At 29.8% G+C, this 21,973-nt stretch carries 18 protein-coding genes; 13 read left to right on the top strand and 5 right to left on the bottom strand.

Annotated features, from left to right (window positions below; all coding sequences use genetic code 11):
• Positions 1–43: 43 nt before the first annotated feature.
• The 6 genes from rpoB (at position 44) to ACKU4C_RS11770 (ending at position 11,312) form a co-directional block, all read left to right on the top strand.
• Complete coding sequence (gene rpoB, locus ACKU4C_RS11795; RefSeq protein WP_321312238.1) at positions 44–4,189, top strand: DNA-directed RNA polymerase subunit beta; 4,146 nt, start codon at positions 44–46, stop codon at positions 4,187–4,189.
• Positions 4,182–8,714: a DNA-directed RNA polymerase subunit beta' gene (gene rpoC / locus ACKU4C_RS11790; RefSeq protein ID WP_321312236.1), complete on the top strand. Its 4,533-nt coding sequence runs from the start codon at positions 4,182–4,184 to the stop codon at positions 8,712–8,714. Before rpoB ends, rpoC begins: the two co-directional genes overlap by 8 nt.
• 27 nt (positions 8,715–8,741) lie before the next feature.
• The gene (locus tag ACKU4C_RS11785) at positions 8,742–9,131 is read left to right on the top strand and encodes a hypothetical protein (RefSeq protein ID WP_321312235.1); all 390 of its coding nucleotides are present in this window, start codon (positions 8,742–8,744) and stop codon (positions 9,129–9,131) included.
• A gap of 50 nt (positions 9,132–9,181) precedes the next feature.
• Positions 9,182–9,895 carry an EAL domain-containing protein gene (locus tag ACKU4C_RS11780; protein ID WP_321312233.1) on the top strand — a complete coding sequence of 238 codons (714 nt, stop codon included), beginning with the start codon at positions 9,182–9,184 and terminating at the stop codon, positions 9,893–9,895.
• Positions 9,896–9,960: 65 nt separating this feature from the next.
• Positions 9,961–10,245 carry a YciI family protein gene (locus tag ACKU4C_RS11775; RefSeq protein WP_321312231.1) on the top strand — a complete coding sequence of 95 codons (285 nt, stop codon included), beginning with the start codon at positions 9,961–9,963 and terminating at the stop codon, positions 10,243–10,245.
• 224 nt (positions 10,246–10,469) lie between these two features.
• Positions 10,470–11,312 (top strand): prephenate dehydratase, encoded by an 843-nt coding sequence (locus ACKU4C_RS11770; RefSeq protein ID WP_321312229.1) that lies wholly within the window; start codon positions 10,470–10,472, stop codon positions 11,310–11,312.
• Between the two features lie 66 nt (positions 11,313–11,378).
• Here ACKU4C_RS11770 and ACKU4C_RS11765 read toward each other — a convergent pair whose 3' ends face one another.
• The 3 genes from ACKU4C_RS11765 to ACKU4C_RS11755 are packed head-to-tail and all read right to left on the bottom strand — an operon-like array spanning position 11,379 to position 14,293.
• The gene (locus ACKU4C_RS11765; RefSeq protein ID WP_321312227.1) at positions 11,379–12,176 is read right to left on the bottom strand and encodes an SDR family oxidoreductase; all 798 of its coding nucleotides are present in this window, start codon (positions 12,174–12,176) and stop codon (positions 11,379–11,381) included.
• A 57-nt stretch (positions 12,177–12,233) separates the two neighbouring features.
• Positions 12,234–12,992: a response regulator gene (locus ACKU4C_RS11760; protein ID WP_321312225.1), complete on the bottom strand. Its 759-nt coding sequence runs from the start codon at positions 12,990–12,992 to the stop codon at positions 12,234–12,236.
• Positions 12,992–14,293, bottom strand: a complete 1,302-nt coding sequence (locus ACKU4C_RS11755) for a histidine kinase dimerization/phosphoacceptor domain -containing protein (protein WP_321312223.1) — start codon at positions 14,291–14,293, stop codon at positions 12,992–12,994. The genes ACKU4C_RS11760 and ACKU4C_RS11755 overlap by 1 nt, the downstream gene beginning before the upstream one ends.
• Positions 14,294–14,427: 134 nt before the next feature.
• Between ACKU4C_RS11755 and ACKU4C_RS11750 the strand changes: the two genes are divergently transcribed.
• From ACKU4C_RS11750 to ACKU4C_RS11720, 7 genes are read left to right on the top strand one after another with little or no spacing between them, the layout of a single operon-like run.
• Complete coding sequence (locus ACKU4C_RS11750) at positions 14,428–14,685, top strand: phenol hydroxylase subunit (protein WP_321312221.1); 258 nt, start codon at positions 14,428–14,430, stop codon at positions 14,683–14,685.
• 20 nt (positions 14,686–14,705) lie between these two features.
• Positions 14,706–15,701 (top strand): aromatic/alkene monooxygenase hydroxylase subunit beta, encoded by a 996-nt coding sequence (locus ACKU4C_RS11745; protein ID WP_321312219.1) that lies wholly within the window; start codon positions 14,706–14,708, stop codon positions 15,699–15,701.
• An 8-nt stretch (positions 15,702–15,709) separates the two neighbouring features.
• Entirely contained in the window at positions 15,710–15,985 is a 276-nt protein-coding gene (locus tag ACKU4C_RS11740) for an MmoB/DmpM family protein (protein ID WP_321312217.1), read from the top strand.
• A gap of 9 nt (positions 15,986–15,994) precedes the next feature.
• Entirely contained in the window at positions 15,995–17,515 is a 1,521-nt protein-coding gene (locus tag ACKU4C_RS11735) for an aromatic/alkene/methane monooxygenase hydroxylase/oxygenase subunit alpha (protein WP_321312215.1), read from the top strand.
• 9 nt (positions 17,516–17,524) lie between these two features.
• Entirely contained in the window at positions 17,525–17,890 is a 366-nt protein-coding gene (locus ACKU4C_RS11730) for a phenol hydroxylase subunit P4 (protein WP_321312214.1), read from the top strand.
• A 1-nt stretch (position 17,891) separates the two neighbouring features.
• A complete protein-coding gene (locus ACKU4C_RS11725) occupies positions 17,892–18,950 on the top strand; it encodes a 2Fe-2S iron-sulfur cluster binding domain-containing protein (protein ID WP_321312211.1) in 1,059 nt (352 codons plus the stop codon).
• Between the two features lie 16 nt (positions 18,951–18,966).
• Positions 18,967–19,770, top strand: a complete 804-nt coding sequence (locus tag ACKU4C_RS11720; RefSeq protein WP_321312209.1) for a sulfite exporter TauE/SafE family protein — start codon at positions 18,967–18,969, stop codon at positions 19,768–19,770.
• A 115-nt stretch (positions 19,771–19,885) separates the two neighbouring features.
• Here the strand turns inward: ACKU4C_RS11720 and ACKU4C_RS11715 are convergent, their stop codons facing one another.
• Together ACKU4C_RS11715 and ACKU4C_RS11710 are read right to left on the bottom strand one after the other, a co-directional pair.
• Entirely contained in the window at positions 19,886–20,647 is a 762-nt protein-coding gene (locus tag ACKU4C_RS11715; protein ID WP_321312207.1) for a response regulator, read from the bottom strand.
• Positions 20,647–21,939: a histidine kinase dimerization/phosphoacceptor domain -containing protein gene (locus tag ACKU4C_RS11710; protein ID WP_321312204.1), complete on the bottom strand. Its 1,293-nt coding sequence runs from the start codon at positions 21,937–21,939 to the stop codon at positions 20,647–20,649. Before ACKU4C_RS11710 ends, ACKU4C_RS11715 begins: the two co-directional genes overlap by 1 nt.
• Positions 21,940–21,973: the final 34 nt, after the last annotated feature.

Below are 21,973 nucleotides of genomic sequence, written 5' to 3'. Positions count from 1 at the left end.
ATAGAAAGCTAAAAAGTAAACCACATTTTTAATAAGGTCGACAATGTTAAACTCTTTAAAATCTGGTAATAGACTTAGAGTTGATTTTGCAAAAAATCCTCAACAAATCGAAATTCCAAATTTATTACAATTACAACAAAGTTCATACGATAACTTCCTAATGATAGGAAAAGATGAAAGAACTGAAGCAGGTATCGAAAAAGTATTCAAATCAGTTTTTCCAATCCATGATGCTCAAAATAGAATCACTTTAGAGTATATAGGAAGTGAAGTTGGTAAACCAAAATATGATGTAAGAGAATCAATGGTTAGAGGGCTTACATACTCAATCCCTTTAAAAATCAATATTAGACTTACTTTATGGGACCTAGACGAAAAAACTGGTGAGAAAATCGGTGTTAAAGATATGAAAGAACAATCTTTATTCATCAGAGAAATCCCACTAATGACTGATAGAACATCATTTATTGTAAATGGTGTTGAAAGAGTTGTTGTTAATCAATTACATAGATCTCCTGGTGTTATCTTTAAAGAAGAAGAATCAAACACTGCTGGAAATAAATTAATCTATACAGGTCAAATTATTCCAGATAGAGGTTCATGGCTATATTTTGAATATGATGCAAAAGATGTATTATATGTAAGAATTAACAAAAGAAGAAAAGTTCCAGTTACAATTCTTTTTAGAGCATTAGGTTACTCTAAAGAAGATATTATCAAATTATTTTATCCAATTTTAAATATCAAAATTAAAAATAATAAATTTTTAACTGAATTCAATCCTCAAGATTTTACAGGTAGAGTTGAGTTTGATATTAAAGATGATAAAGGTAATTTAGTTATTGCAGCAGGGAAAAGACTTACAGAAAGAAAAGCGAAAGCTCTAGTTGATGGCGGTCTTAAACTTGTTGAGTACCCAGTTGATTTATTAATGGATAGATCTACAGCAAATACAATTTATGATCCAGAATCTGGAGAAGTATTATTTGATGCTTTAACTGCACTTGATGAATTAAAATTAAAAAAACTTCTTGATTTAGGTTTTGATAACTTTGATATTGCAAATGATTTAGCTTCAGGTGTTGATAACTCAATTATCAATGCATTTAAACAAGATGCTGAATCTTTAAAATTATTAAAACAAACTGAGCAAATAGATGATGAAAATGATTTATCAGCTATTAGAATCTATAAAGTTATGAGACCAGGTGAGCCTGTAACTAAAGAAGCTGCTAAAGAATTCGTTAGAAAACTATTCTTTGATCCAGAAAGATATGACTTAACTAAAGTTGGTAGAATGAAAATGAACCACAAGTTAGGTGTAAATGTTCCTGAATATGTAACTGTATTAACTTATGAAGATATTATTAAAACAGTTCAATATCTTGTAAAAGTTAAAGCAGGGCATGGTCATATTGATGATAGAGACCACTTAGGAAATAGAAGAATTAGAGCTATTGGTGAATTACTTGCAAATGAATTACACTCTGGTTTAATTAAAATGCAAAAAGCTATTAGAGATAAAATGACTACTTTATCTGGTACATTAGAAGATATTATGCCACATGATTTAGTTAACTCTAAAATGATTACATCAACTATTACTGAGTTTTTTACATCGGGTCAATTATCACAATTCATGGACCAAACTAATCCATTATCAGAAGTTACTCATAAAAGAAGACTTTCTGCACTTGGTGAAGGGGGTCTTGTAAAAGAGAGAGCTGGATTTGAAGTTAGGGATGTTCACCCAACTCACTACGGTAGAATCTGTCCAGTTGAAACTCCAGAGGGACAAAATATTGGTCTTATTAATACTTTATCAACTTTCTCTAAAGTTAACGATTTAGGATTTATTGAAGCTCCATATAAAAAAGTTGTTGATGGTGTTGTAACTGATGAAATCGAATACTATACTGCAACTCAAGAAGAGGGAAAAATTATTGCTCCAGGTTCAACAAAAGTTGATGACCATGGAAAAATTATTGAGCCTTTAATAGAAGCTAGACAAGATGGTGAAATCTTGCTTGTTGAAAGAAGCAAAGTTACTTTAATCGATATCTCTTCACAAATGGTTATGGGTGTTGCTGCATCTTTAATTCCATTCTTAGAGCACGATGATGCCAACAGAGCACTTATGGGATCGAACATGATGAGACAAGCTGTTCCATTATTAAGACCAAATGCACCTGTTGTTGGTACTGGATTAGAAAAAATTGTAGCAAGAGATGCTTGGGAAGCAATTAAAGCCAAAAGAGGTGGTGTTGTAGAAAAAGCGGATGCTAAAAATGTATATATTAGTGGAGAAGATGAAAGCGGTGCTTTTATTGACCATTATGAAATTAATAAAAATGTAAGAACTAATAACAATACATCATTTGGGCAAAGAACTGCAACAAAAGAGGGTGATGTTGTTGAAGCTGGACAAGTTATTGCTGATGGTCCTTCAATGGATAACGGTGAATTAGCTGTTGGTGTTAATGCAATGGTTGCATTTATGCCTTGGAATGGTTATAACTATGAGGATGCTATTGTTCTTTCACAAAGACTTATTAAAGAGGATGCATTTACTTCTGTACATATTTATGAAAAAGAGGTTGAGTGTAGAGAGCTTAAACATGGTAACGAAGAGATTACTAGAGATTTACCAGGTGTTAAAGAGGAATCTATTACACATCTTGATAACTCAGGTATTATCAAAGTTGGTACATATGTAAAATCAGGAATGATTTTAGTTGGTAAAGTTACTCCAAAAGGTGAAATTAAACCAACTCCAGAAGAAAGATTATTAAGAGCAATTTTCGGTGAAAAAGCAGGTCACGTTATAAATAAATCTTTATACTGTCCAACTTCTATGGAAGGTACAGTTGTTGATGTAAAAGTATTTACTAAAAAAGGTTATGAAAAAGACGAAAGAGCAATTGCTGAGATTGAGGCAGAAAAAGCTGAACTTGACTTAAAACATCACGATAAACTTTTAATGCTAGATAGAGAAGAGATTTTAAAAATTAATGATTTATTATCTAAGTCTCCATTAGTAAAAGATGTTGAAGTTGAAGGTACAACATATAAAGCAGGAGATAATATTCCTGTTGATATTTTAGCTTCTGTTAACAGATTTGCAATGAAAAAAGTTGTATCTTCTTATTCTAAAGATGTTGAAAAAGAATACAATGAAATTAAAGATTACTTTATTAAGCAAAAATCAACTTTAAGAGAAGAGCATGAAGAGAAACTTCAAGTTCTTGAGCATGATGATATTCTACCTAGTGGTGTAATTAAACAAGTAAAAGTTTATGTTGCTACTAAGAGAAAAATCAAAGTTGGGGATAAAATGGCAGGTAGACACGGTAACAAAGGTATCGTTTCTAACATTGTACCTCAAGTTGATATGCCATACTTAGAAGATGGAACTACAGTTGATGTAATTCTTAATCCACTAGGGGTACCTTCAAGGATGAATATTGGTCAGATTCTAGAAGTTCACTTAGGTCTTGCTGGTAAAAAATTAGGTAATCAAATCCAAGAGATGTTTGATGCTAAAAAAGCCGACTTTATTAGTGAACTTAGAGCTAAAATGGCAGAGATTGCTGATGTTGCTAAGTTAATGAATGGTAAAAAATTTATGGAAGAACTTTCAGATGAAGAGCTAATCAAATATGGTCAAGATTGGGCAAAAGGTGTTAGATTTGCTACTCAAGTATTTGATGGTGTAAAAGAAGAAGAGTTTGTTAGATTATTTGAATTAGCAAAAATTGATACAGATGGTAAGTCTACATTATATGATGGTAAGACTGGTGATAAAATGAAAGAAAGAGTAAACGTAGGTTATATGTATATGCTTAAACTTCATCACTTAGTTGATGAAAAAGTTCATGCAAGATCTACTGGTCCTTACTCTTTAGTAACTCAACAACCAGTTGGTGGTAAAGCACTATTTGGTGGACAAAGATTTGGGGAAATGGAAGTTTGGGCACTTGAAGCTTATGGTGCGACAAATGTTCTTAAAGAGATGTTAACAACTAAATCGGATGACGTTGAGGGTAGAACAAGAGCTTATAGAGCTATTGCAAATGGTGAAAATGTTCCAAGTTCTGGTGTTCCAGAAACATTCTTCGTATTAACTAAAGAGCTTAAAGCTTTAGGGTTAGATGTAGAGATTTTCGAAGAGGTAGAAGATAATGAGTAAAACTGAAAAAGTATTAGAACCAATTGAAATAAAAGAATTAGAAAGACCACAAGATTTTGCTGCATTTCAGTTAAGACTTGCAAGCCCTGAAAAGATTTTATCATGGTCTTCAGGTGAGGTTAAAAAACCTGAAACTATTAACTATAGAACATTAAAACCTGAAAGAGATGGTTTATTTTGTGCTAAAATTTTTGGACCAGTAAAAGATTATGAGTGTCTTTGTGGTAAATACAAAAAAATGAGATACAAAGGTGTTGTATGTGAAAAATGTGGTGTTGAAGTAACTTCTTCAAAAGTTAGAAGACACAGAATGGGACACATTGATTTAGTATCTCCTGTAGCACACATCTGGATGGTATCTTCTCTTCCTACAAGAATTGGTACACTTTTAGGTGTAAAACTTAAAGATTTAGAAAGAGTATTATATTATGAAGCATATATTGTAAGTGAGCCAGGTGAAGCTTATTATGATAATGAAAAAACAAAAAAAGTTAATAAATACGATATCTTAAACGAAGAACAATTTAGAACTATTTCTGATTTATTTGATCACACAGGTTTCGAAGCAAACATGGGTGGAGATGTAATTAGAGATTTATTAGAAACTTTAGATTTAATTGAATTATTACATATGCTAAAAGAGGATATGGCTGGAACTAAATCAGAAGCAAAAAGAAAAACAATTGTAAAAAGATTGAAAGTTGTTGAAAACTTTATTAATTCTGGAAATAGACCAGAATGGATGATGTTAACACAACTTCCAGTTCTTCCACCTGATTTAAGACCACTTGTTGCACTTGATGGTGGTAAATTCGCAGTTTCTGATGTAAATGACCTATATAGAAGAGTTATTAACAGAAATAACAGACTTAAGAGATTAACAGAACTTGATGCTCCTGAAATCATTATTAGAAATGAAAAAAGAATGCTTCAAGAAGCTGTTGATGCATTATTTGATAATGGTAAAACTGCAAATGCAGTTAAGGGTGCAAATAAAAGACCACTTAAATCATTATCAGAAATCATTAAAGGTAAACAAGGAAGATTTAGACAAAACTTACTTGGTAAAAGGGTTGACTTTTCAGGTAGATCAGTAATTGTTGTTGGTCCATCTTTAAATATGGATCAGTGTGGTATTCCTAAAAAAATGGCTCTTGAGTTATTTAAACCACACTTAATGGCTAAATTAGAAGAGAAAGGTTATGCAACAACTTTAAAATCTGCTAAGAGATTAATTGAGTCAGAGACAAATGAAGTTTGGGAATGTTTATCAGAGATTGTTGATGAATATCCAATTTTATTAAATAGAGCACCAACTCTTCATAAATTGTCAATTCAAGCTTTCCACCCAGTATTAATTGATGGGAAAGCTATTCAACTTCACCCATTAGTTTGTGCGGCATTCAACGCCGACTTCGATGGTGACCAGATGGCAGTTCACGTACCATTATCACAAGAAGCAGTTGCTGAAGCAAAAATTTTAATGATGTCTTCAATGAATATTCTTTTACCAGCTTCAGGTAGAGCTATTGCTGTACCTTCTCAAGATATGATTTTAGGTATCTACTATCTATCATTAGAAAAAGAGGGTGTAAAAGGACAACATAAACTATTTGCAGATGTTAATGAAGCAAAAATAGCATTAGAGATGGGAAGAGTTGATCTTCATGCAAAAATTAGAACAAAAATTAATGATAAAGTAATTCACTCTACAATTGGTAGATTAATTATTCATGAAATTTTACCTGATTTTGTTCCTGTTGAATTATGGAATAAAATCTTAAAGAAAAAAGATATTGGTGCATTAGTTGATTATATCTACAAACATGGTGGATATGAAGTAACTCCAAGATTCTTAGATAACCTTAAAAATTTAGGTTTTAGATATGCAACAGATGCTGGTATTTCTGTATCGATTGATGATATTAGAGTTCCAGAAACAAAAGCTGATCATATAACTAAATCTAAAAAAGAGGTTATTGAAGTTCAAAAACAATTCTCTCAAGGTTTATTAACTGAGCAAGAAAGATATAATAAAATTATTGATATCTGGACAGAGGTTAACAACACTCTTGGAACTGAGATGATGGAATTAGTTAAAACAGATAAAGATGGATTTAACTCAATTTATATGATGGCCGATTCAGGGGCTAGGGGTTCTGCTGCACAGATTAGACAGTTATCTGGTATGAGGGGACTTATGGCAAAACCTGATGGTTCTATTATTGAAACACCAATTATTTCAAACTTCCGTGAAGGTCTAAACGTACTTGAGTACTTTATTTCTACTCACGGTGCTAGAAAAGGTCTTGCGGATACAGCTCTTAAAACAGCAAATGCGGGATACTTAACAAGAAAACTTATTGACGTATCTCAAAACGTTAGAATCACAGTCGAAGATTGTGGTACTCACGAAGGTATTGAGATTACTGATATTACTTCTGGTAATGAATTAATTGAGTCATTAGAAGAAAGAATTACTGGTAGAGTTATAGCTGAAGATATTATTGACCCAATCTCAAATGAGATTTTATTTACTGAGGGTACTTTAATCACTGAAGAGGATGCAAAAGTTGTTGCAGAAGCTGAAGTTAAATCAGTTGTAATTAGAACTCCATTAACTTGTAAAGTTGAACATGGTTTATGTTCTAAATGTTACGGACTTAACCTTGGTGAACAAAGAAAAGCAACTCCTGGTGAAGCTGTTGGGGTTGTTGCAGCACAATCTATTGGTGAGCCAGGAACACAGCTTACACTTAGAACTTTCCACGTTGGGGGAACTGCATCTGCAACTCAAACTGAAAGAGAGCTAAGAGCTGATAAAGAAGGTTTCATTAGATATTACAATATTAAAACTCATACTGATAAAAATGGGAAAATAGTTGTAGCAAACAGAAGAAATGCTGGTATTCTTTTAGTTGAACCTAAAATTAATGCACCATTTAAAGGTAATGTAACAGTTGAAACAATTCACGAAGAAGTTATTTTAACTATTACAAATGGTAAAGAAGAGAAAAAATACTATCTTAGAAAAAATGATGTTGCAAAAGCAAATGAACTTGCTGGTGTATCAGGAAAAGTTGAAGGTAAATTGTATTTACCATATAAAGATGGTATGGAAGTTGACGTAAATGAATCTATTGTTGAGATGATTAAAGATGGATGGAATGTACCAAACAGAATTCCTTATGCATCTGAACTTAAAGTAAAAGATGGGGCACCTATTACTTCTACTATTGTTTCAGGAGCACAAGGTATTGTTAAATACTATAAACTTCATGGTGATTATTTAGAAAGAAGAGATGATATCAACAAAGGTGAAAAAGTAGATGAAAAAGGTTTATTTGCTGTTATCGTTGATACTGAAGGTAGAGAAGCATTAAGACACTATGTTTCAAGAGGTTCAGTTGTTCAATTAGATAATGACACTGCAGTTGAAAAAGATAGTATAATTGCATTACCAGCATCTTCTGAGCAAGTAGTTATTGCTGAGTGGGATCCATATTCAAATCCTACTATTGCAGAAAGAAAAGGTAAAATCGCATTTGAAGATATTATTCCAGGTGTAACAGTTGCTGAACAATTTGATGAGTTAACTGGTACATCTAAACTTGTTGTAAATGAGTATGTACCTGCTGGTTATAAACCTGCAATTGTTGTTGCTACTGATGATAAAGATTTAATTAGATATACACTTGATCCTAAAACTTCATTATTTGTTGCAGAAGGTCAAGAAGTTCAAATAGCTGATATCTTAGGTAAAACACCAAAAGCAACACAAAAATCAAAAGATATTACTGGAGGTCTTCCAAGAGTATCTGAATTATTTGAAGCAAGAAGACCAAAAAGTATTGCTGTTCTATCATCTTTTGATGGTATGGTTGCATTTGGTAAGCCATTAAGAAATAAACAAAGAATTATAGTAACAGATGAAAATGGTAATAAAGCAGAGTATTTAGTAGAAAAATCTAAACAAATTCTTGTAAGAGAAGGTGAGTTTGTTCACGCAGGTGAAGCATTAACTGATGGTCAAATCTCTCCTCATGATGTATTAAGAATTTTAGGTGAAAAAGCATTACACTACTTTATTGTATCTGAAGTACAACAAGTATATAGATCTCAAGGGGTAAATATTGCTGATAAACATATTGAGGTAATTACATCTCAAATGTTAAGACAAGTTTCTATTATTGATGGTGGAGATACTAAATTTATCATTGGTGATATGATTTCTAAGAAAAGATTTATGCAAGAGAATGAAAAAATTATCAAACTTGGTGGAAAACCAGCAATTGCTGAGCCATTATTACTTGGTATTACAAGAGCGGCTGTAACATCTGACTCTATTATCTCTGCAGCATCATTCCAAGAAACAACAAAAGTTTTAACTGAAGCAGCAATTTCAGCTAAAATGGATATGTTAGAAGACTTAAAAGAAAATGTTGTAATTGGTAGAACAATTCCTGTAGGAACTGGACTATACAAAAACAAAAAAATTAAATTCGAAGATCACGACGAAGAATAAAATTAGGGCTTTGCCCTAATTGATATAATGGATATTATCTCACTATTTCTAATCTTTATTGCCATCGAAATATTTGAATCAAATTGGCAAAAATCTGATACTTTACATGGGGTTATTTATAATAACTACACTATTTATAAAAAAAGTATTTTACTTTTTTTCTTACTAAATTTAAGTTTTATTTATTCTATTTTTTTAGTTATCTATTTACAAAACAATAGCTTTTTGATGTTAAGTATTGTTGGTGTTAAATTTTTAGATATCTCCTTAAAACTTACTATTATGAAAAAAATAGAAGATGAGATAAATATAGAAGATATACTTCCAAATGTAAAAATGACTTTTCTTTCTAGATATATTAATGCACTTATATATCCTCTTACTTTTATTTTGTCAGTAAATTATTTCAATTTATAAAATTGATAATTGTTATCAAATATTAATATTTTTTTTGTTATTATTCATTTATGAATAAAGAAGAATTTAAAAGTATTATAAAAAGAGCTGATTATAAAACAAAATATGAACCAATAATAGATGTTAATAACAACAATGAAGTCTTTGCATATGAGGCATTGTCAAAATTTGCCATAGATGAAAGAATTATATCAACTGAAGAGATATTTAGAAAGTTACACTACCACAATAATCTATTTTTTGAACTTGAAAAAAGAAATAAAATTCATCAGGTAAATAAGTTTGATAAAAATAAAAAGTTGTTTTTGAATTTTGATGCAGATATTGTTAAGACAGAAGAACAAAAAGCGTATTGGGAAAGTTTTTTAAAACAATACAAAAGCAATATTGTTGTTGAAATAACTGAAAATGGAAGTGATGATGAAGTTTCCTCTTCAATTATGAGAAGTTTTGCAAATTGGCTAAAAGACAAAGGTATTAATTCTGCATTAGATGATTTTGCACAAGATGGTTCAATGTTTTCATTTTTTATTATGAATAGATGTAATTATATAAAAATAGATAAATCTTTTTTAAAACAAATTAAATCAAATAAAAACTATATATCATATCTATGTGGATTGTTAGAAACAATAAGAAAAAATGGACAAAAATCAATTATAGAAGGTGTAGAAACAAAAGAGGATTTTGATTTAATAAAAAATGAATTTAGATGTGATTATGTTCAAGGATACTATTTTTCAAATTTAACTTTATTAAGATAAAGATATTAATTTACTTGTAATTATTTAATGATAAAATTAAGTCAACTAAATATAGGAGTTAACCAATGCAATACCTTGTAATAGCTTATGACAATGAAGGTGCTTTAGAAAAAAGACTAGAAGTTAGAGATGCTCATGTTGAGAGTGCTAAAAAAATGATGGCAGAAGGAAAAATTATAAATGCTGGTGCTCTTATTGAAGAAGACCAAATGGTAGGTTCTACACTTTTTGTAGATTTTGAAAATGATGATGAGATTAATGAATGGTTGGAAAATGAACCATATGTACAAAATGGTGTATGGAATATGGAAGAGTTCCAAATCGTACCTGTAAAAATGCTTCCTAGATAGTTTATATCTATTTCCTAGACACTTAAAAAGCCCAATTATTGGGCTTTTAGATTTAAAGCTTCTATTTTTTTTATTTAATTGAAGCGAGTGAGTATTATAAAAATCAGCAATCCAACTTATAATCTCTCAAGATAAAAGATTATAAAAAACTCTCAAAAAAATCGCACTATTTGTTTTTCTAAATATTCAAAAGATATAATTACAAAATTTTAATAAGGTAATAAATGAATAAAACTATAATATACCAAGGTGTCGATGGTGCGTATTCACACTTAGCGTGCCAAAAGTTATTTCCAAATTCTAAACTAATTAGCTCTAATTCTTTTTTTGATTCAATGCAAGCTGTTGAAAAAGGTGAAGCAACATACGCTGTAATACCTATTGAAAACTCTTCTGCAGGTAGAGTTGAAGAGATTTATAGATTAATTCCTAAAATGCAACTAAATATTATTCAAGAACATTTTGAACCTATAAATCATTCTTTAATGGCATTAAAAGGTGTAAAAATTGATGAGTTAGAAACTGTAGCTTCTCATCCACAAGCATTGGCTCAATGTGCTAGAAATATTAAAAAATTAAATTTAAAGCCTGTAGAGAAATTTGATACGGCAGGTTCAGCGAAAGAACTTTTAGAATCGCAAGATAAAACCCAAGGTGCAATAGCGTCAACTTTAGCTGCTAATATTTATAATTTAGATATTTTAGATGAAAACTTCTCAGATTTTAATGGAAATGTAACTAGATTTATAATCCTTTCAAGAGAACAATTTATACCTAAATTTGAAGTTGATAAATTATATATTACATCTTTGGTTTTTAGTGTAAAAAATATTCCAGCTGCATTATATAAAGCTTTAGGTGGTTTTGCGACTAATGGTATAGATTTAATTAAAATTGAAAGCTATTCTGATATTGGAAGTGTTTATTCTACACAGTTTCATATAGACTTATATGGACATATTGAAGAAAAAAGATTGAAATTAGCTCTTGAAGAATTAAAATTTTTCTCAGAAGAATTAAAGATTATTGGAGTATATGAAAGAAATTCACATAGAGATATAATGTAAAAGAGATTTAACTCTCTTTTACATTTGATAATAGGTATATGTTGTTTTTCAATTTATTTATTCTTTTTAACTAAACGCCGAATTTATTATTCCACCATCTGCTCTTAGCATTGCTCCATTTGTCATACTTGATAAAGAACTAGCTATATAAACAATCATATTTGCAGACTCTTCAATCTCTGCAAACTTTTTTACAAGTGAAGTTGGTCTATGTACTTCAAAAAATTCTTTTTCAATCTCTTCAAAAGTTTTGTTTTCTTGTTTTGCTAATTCATTTAAAAAAGTCATTACCCCTTCAGATTTAGTTGGTCCAACTATAATTGAATTTGAAGTCACACTAGTTCCCTCTGTTAATTGAGCAATTCCTCTAGCAATTGAGACTTGAGCAGATTTAGTCATCCCATAATGTATCATCTCTTTTGGAATGTTTAAAGCTGATTCACTTGATATAAAAATTATTCTACCCCAATTATTTTTTAACATTTTTGGCAAGTAATATTGAGAAAGTCTAGCCCCACTCATAACATTTACATTAAACATATGAAGCCATTCATCATTTGTAATATCTTCAAAGTTTCTTGGCTCAAAAATACCTAAATTGTTAATTAAAATATCTACATGAGGTACATCAGAAGTGAGTTTATCACAACCAGCCACATCTTTTAAGTTGGCTTCAACAGCTTTTATATTTGCATTTGGAATTTCACTTTTAATATCTAAAATAGCTTTTTGAAGTTTTTCTTCATCTCTTCCATTTATTATTACGTGAGCACCTTCTTCGCAAAGTTTTTTTGCAGTCATCAATCCTATACCTTGAGCTGCACCTGTAATTAGAACTATTTTATTTTCAATTTTTAAATCCATATCTACTCCTTAAAAGGCTAGATTATATAGAAAAAAAATCGTTAAAAAATCGCACTTTTAAATAGTTTCAATTTTATAGCCAGTGTTATTTTGTGTAGAGATTAAATCTTTATGCAGTTTTGATCTTAATCTAAAAAGAATTGATCTAAAAGCTGCATAACCTGCTGGTTCATCTTGCCAAATTGCATATTCAATTTGTTCTTGAGAAACATAAAAACCGGCACTACGGCAAAGTATCTTGATGATTTCAGTTTCTTTTTTTGTTAATTTAATTGGCTTGTCACCATAATATAATATCTCTTTTTCTTTATCATAAAGATATCCATGCCTTAATCTTACAGTTCTCGATTTTTGTTCTTTCACAATATTTAGTTGATGACTTAATGTTCTGTTGATATTTTCAGCTGCATTTAGTTTTTCATCTTTTTTTGTATCATTTTTAGCTTTTTCCAATGCAACTTCAATAGCGGCGTGAAGATGACTTTTTTTATAAGGTTTTAGTATATATCCATAAGCAAGGGTTTCTGAAGCTTTTTTTATTGTCGATATTTCAGAGTTTGCTGTTAAAAAAACAACTGGTATATTAGGAAGTGTTGTTTTTAGTTCTTTTGCTAACTCAATTCCTGTTGTAGGTCCTTTTAAATAGATATCCATTAAAATTAAATCTGGTTCGATTCCTTTTTCTAGGATTTTTAATGTTTTACATTTATTTGGAGCTATGCCACAAGGTTCGTATCCTAATTCAATTAATGTTTCTTTTAAGTTCATAGCAATAATTGATTCATCTTCAACTATTAAAATTTTTATTTTATTCATTAATCCTCCTTGATTGGAAAGAATATATTACATTCTAACCCTCTATTATTTTTGAACTCAATTGTACCATCTAATTGGTTTTCTACTATTGTATGAACTAATTGCATCCCAATAGAGTCTGTTTTATACAACGAATCAATATTTTCTAAACCATCTCCATTATCTCGTATTTTTAGATGTATTTTATCATTTGATTTTTTTATATGAATACAAAGAAGATTGTCTCTATCCTCTTTAAATGCATATTTTAAAGCATTTACTGATAATTCATGTAAAACCATACCAACTTGAATACATCTATTTGTTGAAAAAATAAGTTGGTCTATATTTAAATCAAAATTTAGATAAGTATTATTTGAAATATATAACTCTTTTATATCCTCAATCAACCTTTTTATATAGTCTTCTAAATTTATATAAGCTAAGTTTTCACCTAAATATAAAAACTCATGAACCAAAGCCATTGTGTTTATTCTACTTCTACTTTGTTTTAATATATATTTAACTTCATTATCCTGAACTCTTCTATATTGCATGGCTAAAAGAGATGAAATAATTTCCATATTATTCTTAACTCTATGATGTATCTCTTTTAATAATATCTCTTTTTCATCAACAGATTTTTGTAGTTCTTGATTCATATTTGTTATTTCGTTTCTATATACTAATCTAGATGTAATATCCCTACCAAAGGCACAAATATAGTCTTTACCACCAAAAATAAAACCATGACCAGAAACTTCGATATTAATAATACTTCCATCTTTTTTCTTTTGGGTAGTTTCAAGTGTCCAGTTTTTTGTATTTTTTATTTCAATCATACATTCTTGGGCACTATTTCTATCAAAATTTGGATCCATCTCTTCTAAAAACATATCTAACATTTCTTCTTTTGTATAGCCTAACATATTACATGCAGCATTATTCGCATATACAACTCTTGCATCAAGGGTAAACCAGTAGATAGCATCTACAGAATTATTTAAAGCAAACTCATAGGGTGCAAGTCTCGCTTTATCTTTTCTTTTTAGGTCTTTATATGATTTGTCAATATTTTTGATTACCTTTTGCATATGATTAACCATAAGGATAAAAATTATAAAGGTAAAAAGAATAAAAATGATATTAAAAGTAAATGTATCATCTGAGGTTAAATTATTATCTTCTGAATAATGCTGTAGAAACTTATTAAATGAAACTACACCTATAATACTAAACAATATATATGTTAAAGAGAATCTTTTTGCAAGTTTATTTTGATTTAAAAATTTTGATTTATATTTTGTAATTTTATTTTCCATTTTTTCACCTTAAAAGAATTATATCAAAAAATTTGATACAAAATTAAAAGTGCGATATTTTTGCGATATTGTTTATTTAAAGTGTCAATAGTCAAAGATGAATCACTCATCTAAACACTAACAAAAGGTTATATATGAAAACAAATAGTTTGAATATTGAAATGGAAAAGTTTGTTCATATCACTAATCAAAACCATAATGATTTGATAGAGTTTGATTTTTCTATTGGTAATCCAATAATGTATGTGGAGTTAGCTTTGCCAATAAAACAGTTTGAGGAGTTTTGTAAAATTAATAAAGTCAAATTTCTTACAAAACAACAATTAATTGATGTAGAAAATGACAAATACAAATGGAAGTATGGTGTTATTGGTACATCAAAAGAGCTTTAATTTAAATAAGGAGAAAAAGTATGAATTTAGACATTAAAAGTGTTGAGATAAAGCCTATTAGGCAAACTTATGCTCATGTAGCTAGAAGAATAGGGGAAAATAAAGCAGCAACAAGATATGAAGAGGCTACTTATGATTTACAAGCAACAACAAATTTTCATTATTTGCCAACATATAATTCTAAGTATGAGATATATGATGAAAATAAAACAGCAATAAAAATGTCTGATTGGTATAAATTTTTAGATCCAAGACAGTATTACTATTCAAACTATGTTATTACAAGGGCAAAACAACAAGAAGTTGCAGAACAAAACTTTTCGTTTATCGAAAGAAGAGACCTTTTAATTACAATGCCACAAGATATAAAAGAACAGATTTTAAAATATGTAGTACCTTTAAGACACTATGAGTGGGGTGCAAACATGAATAATCTACAGATTGTATCTGAATGTTATGGTGCGGCAATGGCTAATGCAGCTACATTTCATTCTGAAGATAGATTAGGTATGGCTCAATATATAACAAAAATTGGTCTATTGTTAGGAGAAAATGAAGCAAAATTTTTAGATGAAGCAAAAGATTTATGGGTAAATGAAACTTCTTGGCAAGGACTAAGAAAAGTTGTTGAAGATTCTTTTGTTGTTGAAGATTGGTTTGAACTTTTTATTTTCCAAAACGTTGTAATGGATGGATTTATTCATCCTTTATTTTTTGATTACTATGAAAGAGAGATTGCTACTAAAGGTGGAAATATTCAAAGTATGATGACAGAATTTATGACTGTTTGGTTTGATGAATCAAATAAATGGGTAGATAAAACTATCAATGTTGCCGTAAGTGAATCAGATGAAAATAAAAAAATTATTACTAAGTGGTGTGAAAAGTACATTAGTGAGTTGGAAAAAGCAACTATATTATTGGCAAAAAATTTAGTAAATGACCCAGAAAATATTGTTAGTGAAATAAAAGAAAATTTAATAAAACGTTTGAATAAAAACGGTTTAGAATTATAGGAGAGAATATGGCAGAGAATAATGTACTTTTAGTTCTTCAAGATGTAGAAGAGGCAAGACCAATAGTTCAAGCAGTGCAAAAAGATAATATAAATGCGATAGTTGAAAACCAACCTGCAATGATTAGAATTACTTGTCCTGACAGATTAGTAATAAATGCTGAAACTATGGAAGAGATTATAGGAAGAGAATGGGATCCTCAAGAGTTACAACTTTGTTTAATCACTCTTGCTGGAAATGTTGATGAAGATTATGATCATTTTATAATTTATTGGGATAATTAGGAGCTTATTATGACTATGGATATTAAAAAAAGAAAAAAAAGATTAAGTATGAAGGATAAGTACAAGCATATGACAAGGCTTGGATGGGAAACTACTTATCAAGATATGGACAAGGTTTTTCCTTATGATAAATATGAGGGTATTAAGATTCATGATTGGGAAGCTTGGGAAGATCCATTTAGAATGACAATGGATGCATATTGGAAATATCAAGGGGAAAAAGATAAAAAACTATATGCAATTATAGATGCATTTGCACAAAACCATGGACAAAAAAATATTTCTGATGCAAGATATGTATCAGCATTGAAACTATTTTTACAAGGTGTAACGCCACTTGAATATCAAGCAAATAGAGGTTTTGCACATGTTGCAAGAAACTTTAGAGGTGATGGTCCAAGAGTTGCTTGTCAAATGCAATCAATTGATGAATTAAGACATGCTCAAACTCAAATACATACATTAAGTCATTATAATAAGTATTTTAATGGATTCTCTGAATTTTCACATTGGCATGATAGAGTATGGTATTTATCTGTTCCTAAATCATTTTTTGATGATGCAAGGTCAGCTGGACCATTTGAATTTATGATTGCTATTGGTTTTTCATTTGAATATGTATTAACTAACCTTCTATTTGTACCATTTATGAGTGGTGCAGCATATAATGGAGATATGGCAACTGTAACCTTTGGTTTTTCAGCACAAAGTGATGAAGCAAGACATATGACTTTAGGTCTTCAAGCTATTAAATTTATGTTAGAACAAGACCCAGATAATGTTCCTATTGTTCAAAAATGGATTGATAAATGGACTTGGAGAGGTTATAGAGTTTTAGCATTAGTTGCAGCTATGATGGATTATATGTTACCTGAATCTCCACAATCATGGAAAGAAGCATGGGAATTATATTTTGAAGAAAATACTGTTGGATTATTTAAAGATTTAGAAAGATACGGTATCAAAGTTCCAGAATGTACAGGTACTGTTGCAGCCGAAAAAGAGCATTTGTCTCATCAAGTGTGGTTAACATTATATACTCATGCTGCACCAGCAGCTATGCATACATGGATTCCTAGTGAGGAAAAAATGGACTGGTTAAGCCAAAAGTATCCAAATACTTTTGATAAATACTATAGACCAATTTATGAACATTGGAAAAAAAGAGAAGAAGAGGGAAATAGATATTATTCTGAGATGCTACCTCAACTTTGTCAAGTATGTCAAGTACCAATGTTATTTACAGAAGTTGAAAAAGATGATCCAATGCAATATGTTCATAAGCAGGGTAAATATAAAGGTGAAAGATATCATTTCTGTTCAGACCACTGTAAAGAAATTTTTGAAAATGAGCCAGAAAAGTATGTATATTCTTGGTTACCAGTACATCAAATTTTCCAAGGAAATTGTGGTGGGGCAACATTACCTGAAGTTTTAGACTGGTATAAAGTTAAATTTGGACAAGACAACTGTGACTTTGTTGGTTCACAAGATGAAGCAGCATTTAAATCTTGGCATGGTCAATCATAAGGAGTAAAAATGGCAACAAAACATATTGGAGATTATAACCCAAAGACAAGGGATGTAGTAGAAAATTTTCATGGTAATATTGTAGTTTATGTAGGATGGGATAAACATAGAATGATAAATTCAGCTATGGCTTTTCCTTTACCACCTGCAATGCCTTTTAATGCATTGTTAAATGATGTACTTCCAAGTTGTTTCAAAGATCACCCAGATTTTGAAAAACTTGATTGGGATACTACGCAGATAAATTGGCAGTTAAATGGTGAACCATTTAACCCACAAAAAGAAAAGTCTTTAGAAGAGAATGGCATTGACCATAAATCATTAATACAGTTTGAAACGCCAACTCTAAAGGGATTAAACGGTTTAGGAATGTAAGATGAGTTATACATTAGAGATTGAACCAACTGGAGATGTTGTTGAGGTGGAAGAGGGACAAACAATCCTTGATGCTGCATTAAGGCAAGGGGTATATCTACCCCATGCATGTAACCATGGTTTATGTGGAACGTGCAAGATTGAACTTTTAGAAGGTGAAATTGACCATGGGGAAGCTTCACCTTTTGCACTAATGGATATGGAAAGAGATGAAGGAAAATGTTTAGCTTGTACTTCAACTTTGAAAGAAGATTGTGCAATTGAAGCTGATATAGATGAAGATGAAGATGCTAGAACAATTCCAGTTAAAGATTTTAAGGGGAAAGTTATTGAAATAAAAGATTTAACCCCTAGAATAAAAGGGATAGTTTTAGAGTTAAATGAAGAGATTGATTTTCAAGCTGGTCAGTATGTGCAATTTTATATGCCAGGATTTGAAGAACCAAGAGCTTTTTCAATAGCTACATCACCAAAAGATACTAAAACAATAGAGTTAAATATCTCTTTAGTTAATGATGGTGAAGTAACACCTTTAATTCACCAAAATTGTAAAATTGGAGATGAATTTAAAATTACAGGTCCATTTGGAAGATTTTTTGTAAAAGAATCAGCTCAAAAACCTATGATGTTTTTCGCTGGTGGTTCAGGACTTTCAAGTCCCAAATCTATGATTGAAGATTTATTGCAAAGGGGATGTGATTTACCAATTACTTTATTTCATGGAGCAAGAAATGAAGATGAATTATATTATTCTTCACTTTTTAAAAAATTAGAAAAAGAGCATGAAAACTTTAGATATATTCCAGTCCTCTCAGGTGATAATTTAGAAAATTGGAGTGGTGAAACTGGTTATTTAAATGATGTAGCAATTAAAACCTATGATAATGACTTTTCTAATCATAAGGCATATTTATGTGGGCCACCTGCTATGCTTGATTCTTGTATTACAGTATTAATGAGAGGGAGATTATATGAAAGAGATATTCATATAGAAAAGTTTTTTTCGAAAGCAGATTTAAGTGGAGATAACCAAAGAAGTCCATTATTTAGATCATTATAATAATAAGGTATAGATTATGTTTGAGATTGAAACTTTGATTTACTTTTTACTTTTAGGCGGTTTCGTAGGTATAATATCAGGACTTTTTGGAATAGGTGGAGGAGGTATTATTGTACCAGTCCTTTCATCTATTTTTTTAAGTAAAGGAATTGATTCAACTATTGTTGTGCATCTAGCACTTGGAACATCTATGTCTATTATAATCATAACTTCTCTTTCTAGTGTGCGAGCTCAACAAAAGAAAAAAGCAATAGAGTGGAGTATTGTAAAACTTATGGTTCCAGGTATATTAATAGGTACTTTTTTAGCTACTTTTATAGCTTCACAATTAGACTCCTTTTATCTATCTATAATCTTTGGGATATTTATGTTTTATTCTGCAATCCAGATGTTTATTGGTAAAAAACCAAAAGCTGAATATAAAATTTTCTCTAAAAAAACACAAGTTTTGTCAGGTAGTATAATAGGTGCTTTGTCTTCACTTGTTTCTATTGGTGGAGGGATTTTAAGTGTTCCTTATTTAGTTATGCAAAATATTGATATAAGAAAAGCTATTGCAACCTCATCAGCTATTGGTGTACCAATTGCTATATCTGGGACATTAGGATATATTGTAAATGGATATGGTACAAGCTCTTTTGATACTTATTCAATAGGGTATGTAAATTTAGTTGCATTTGTTTGTGTATCTGTTGCTAGTTTTTTAACTGCACCAATTGGTGTTTCATTGGTACATAAGATTAATATTGATTTGATGAAAAAGCTGTTTGCAGTTCTACCTTTAATTTTAAGTATTAAGATGATTTATTCTTTAATGTAGAGAATAATGATTTTTCAAATATCAAAATAAGGCTAAAATATTTTATTGTTTTGTAGTTTCTTTTTCTACATTAATATCTAAACATTGACTTTGATTTGACTATCTTTTACTGTATTTAAAGTAACTCTATTTTGTATCCTGTATTGTTTTGATTTATTATTAAATCTTTGTGAATTTTATTTCTAAGTCTAAATAGAAGTGATCTAAAAGCAGCATATCCAGCTGGTTCATCTTGCCAAATCGCATATTCTAATTGCTCTTGAGAAACATTTTGTCCTGGTGTTTGGCATAGAACTTTTATGATTTTTATCTCTTTTGAAGTTAGTTTTACAGGCTCATCCCCGAAATATAAAACCTCTTTCTCTTTATCAAAAAGATAACCATATTTTAGTTTTATAGTTCTAGATTTAGTTTCAATATCAAGGGACAATTTGTGTTCCAAAGTTCTATTTACATTTTTAACTGCATTTAAATCAAACTTATTTTTATTATCCTCTTCTGCCTTTTTTAAGGCAACCTCTATTGCTGCTTGCAGATGACTTTTTTTATATGGTTTAATTAAATATCCATATGCAAAAGATTCAGAGGCTTCTTTAATTGTAGCAAGTTCTGAATTAGCAGTTAAAAAAATTACAGGTACATCTGGAAGTTGATTTTTTCTTAATTCTTTTGCTAATTCTATTCCTGTAGTTGGACCTTGCAAATAGATATCCATAAGAACCAAGTCAGGTTTGATTTTTTCTTCTAAAAGTTTTATTGTATTGCATCTATTATTTGAAATGCCACAAGGTTCATACCCAAGTTCAGTCAATACTTGTTTTAGGTTTAAGGCAATTATTGGTTCATCTTCTATTATTAAAATTTTTGTTTTACTCATTACTTAACCTCCTTTTGTGGAAAGATAATATCACATTCAAGACCATTATTGTTTTTAAAGTTAATTGTTCCATGTAATTGAAAATCAACAATAGAATGGATAAGTTGCATACCAATTGAATCTGCTTTATCTAACTTTGTTAAATCTTTTAATCCTTCTCCATTATCTCTGATTTTCATATGAATTTCATCTTCAACAAGTTTCATATGTACACATAAGAGATTTCTTTTTTCTTCACTAAAAGCGTATTTAAATGCATTTACACAAAGTTCATGTAAAAGCATTCCAACTTGTATACATCTATTTATAGAAAACTCTAATTTGTCAATATTTAAGTCATAATCTATTTGTGTATTACTAAATTCATATAATTCAGTAATATCATCAATCAATCTTTCGATATATTCATTTACATTTATATAAGCTAGATTTTCACCAAGATATAAAAATTCATGAACAAGCGCCATTGCATGAATTTTACTTCTACTCTCTTTCATTGCTTCTTTAAATTTCAAATCATCAGATTTGTTTGCTTGCATATTAAGAAGTGATGAAATTATTTCCATATTGTTTTTAACCCTATGGTGAATCTCTTTTAATAAAATCTCTTTTTCTTTTACAGATTTTTGTAACTCTTCATTCATATTTGTGATTTTTTTTCTACTTTCAATTCTTTTTGTCATATCTCTAGCAAAAGCACAAATATATTTTTTGCCATTGTAAGTAAAAGCATGACCTGAAACCTCCACAGGATAGGTTGACCCATCTTTTCTTTTATGGATTGATTCTAACCTCCAATTTGGCGTTTTTTCTATATCTTTCATACAAGTAATTGCAGTTTCTCTTGTAAAATTTGGGTCAATATCCTCTAAATATAATTCTTCAAATTCTTCTTTTGAATAACCATCCATTTTACATGTAGCCTCATTTACATAAATATATTTTCCATCTAAAGTAAACCAGTGAATAGCATCAACAGAATGATCAAGAGCAAATTCGTAAGGGGCTAATCTATCTTTCTCTTTTTTCTTTAGTTCCTTATATGCTTTATCAATATTTTTTATAACATTTTGCATGTGACTTATCATTAAATAAAGTATTATTCCAGTAAATACTATAAAGAAAACACCATAAATAAATGGGCTTTGAACTTCTAAATTTTTGTTAATAGAGTATGCACTAACTAAACTATCTAAAGAGATTAATCCAACTACTCCAATAACCACATAAATTAAAGAAAATTTACTTGCTATTCTTTTTAAATCAAAAATCTTTTTTCTTACATCTATCATTTCCCCACCTCAATAAAAATTATAACATATAAAA

Origin of the sequence: Halarcobacter sp., assembly GCF_963676935.1 — a bacterium.
Lineage (GTDB): Bacteria > Campylobacterota > Campylobacteria > Campylobacterales > Arcobacteraceae > Halarcobacter.
The sequence above is the reverse complement of the archived record's forward strand: the minus strand, read 5'-3'. Positions and strand labels throughout refer to the sequence as shown.

Excerpts from the sequence above, each read along its gene's own strand:
- rpoB (WP_321312238.1), top strand. The coding sequence starts at position 44 with ATGTTAAACTCTTTAAAATCTGGTAATAGACTTAGAGTTGATTTTGCA.
- rpoC (WP_321312236.1), top strand. The coding sequence starts at position 4,182 with ATGAGTAAAACTGAAAAAGTATTAGAACCAATTGAAATAAAAGAATTA.
- ACKU4C_RS11785 (WP_321312235.1), top strand. The coding sequence starts at position 8,742 with ATGGATATTATCTCACTATTTCTAATCTTTATTGCCATCGAAATATTT.
- ACKU4C_RS11780 (WP_321312233.1), top strand. The coding sequence starts at position 9,182 with ATGAATAAAGAAGAATTTAAAAGTATTATAAAAAGAGCTGATTATAAA.
- ACKU4C_RS11775 (WP_321312231.1), top strand. The coding sequence starts at position 9,961 with ATGCAATACCTTGTAATAGCTTATGACAATGAAGGTGCTTTAGAAAAA.
- ACKU4C_RS11770 (WP_321312229.1), top strand. The coding sequence starts at position 10,470 with ATGAATAAAACTATAATATACCAAGGTGTCGATGGTGCGTATTCACAC.
- ACKU4C_RS11765 (WP_321312227.1), bottom strand. The coding sequence starts at position 12,176 with ATGGATTTAAAAATTGAAAATAAAATAGTTCTAATTACAGGTGCAGCT.
- ACKU4C_RS11760 (WP_321312225.1), bottom strand. The coding sequence starts at position 12,992 with ATGAATAAAATAAAAATTTTAATAGTTGAAGATGAATCAATTATTGCT.
- ACKU4C_RS11755 (WP_321312223.1), bottom strand. The coding sequence starts at position 14,293 with ATGGAAAATAAAATTACAAAATATAAATCAAAATTTTTAAATCAAAAT.
- ACKU4C_RS11750 (WP_321312221.1), top strand. The coding sequence starts at position 14,428 with ATGAAAACAAATAGTTTGAATATTGAAATGGAAAAGTTTGTTCATATC.
- ACKU4C_RS11745 (WP_321312219.1), top strand. The coding sequence starts at position 14,706 with ATGAATTTAGACATTAAAAGTGTTGAGATAAAGCCTATTAGGCAAACT.
- ACKU4C_RS11740 (WP_321312217.1), top strand. The coding sequence starts at position 15,710 with ATGGCAGAGAATAATGTACTTTTAGTTCTTCAAGATGTAGAAGAGGCA.
- ACKU4C_RS11735 (WP_321312215.1), top strand. The coding sequence starts at position 15,995 with ATGACTATGGATATTAAAAAAAGAAAAAAAAGATTAAGTATGAAGGAT.
- ACKU4C_RS11730 (WP_321312214.1), top strand. The coding sequence starts at position 17,525 with ATGGCAACAAAACATATTGGAGATTATAACCCAAAGACAAGGGATGTA.
- ACKU4C_RS11725 (WP_321312211.1), top strand. The coding sequence starts at position 17,892 with ATGAGTTATACATTAGAGATTGAACCAACTGGAGATGTTGTTGAGGTG.
- ACKU4C_RS11720 (WP_321312209.1), top strand. The coding sequence starts at position 18,967 with ATGTTTGAGATTGAAACTTTGATTTACTTTTTACTTTTAGGCGGTTTC.
- ACKU4C_RS11715 (WP_321312207.1), bottom strand. The coding sequence starts at position 20,647 with ATGAGTAAAACAAAAATTTTAATAATAGAAGATGAACCAATAATTGCC.
- ACKU4C_RS11710 (WP_321312204.1), bottom strand. The coding sequence starts at position 21,939 with ATGATAGATGTAAGAAAAAAGATTTTTGATTTAAAAAGAATAGCAAGT.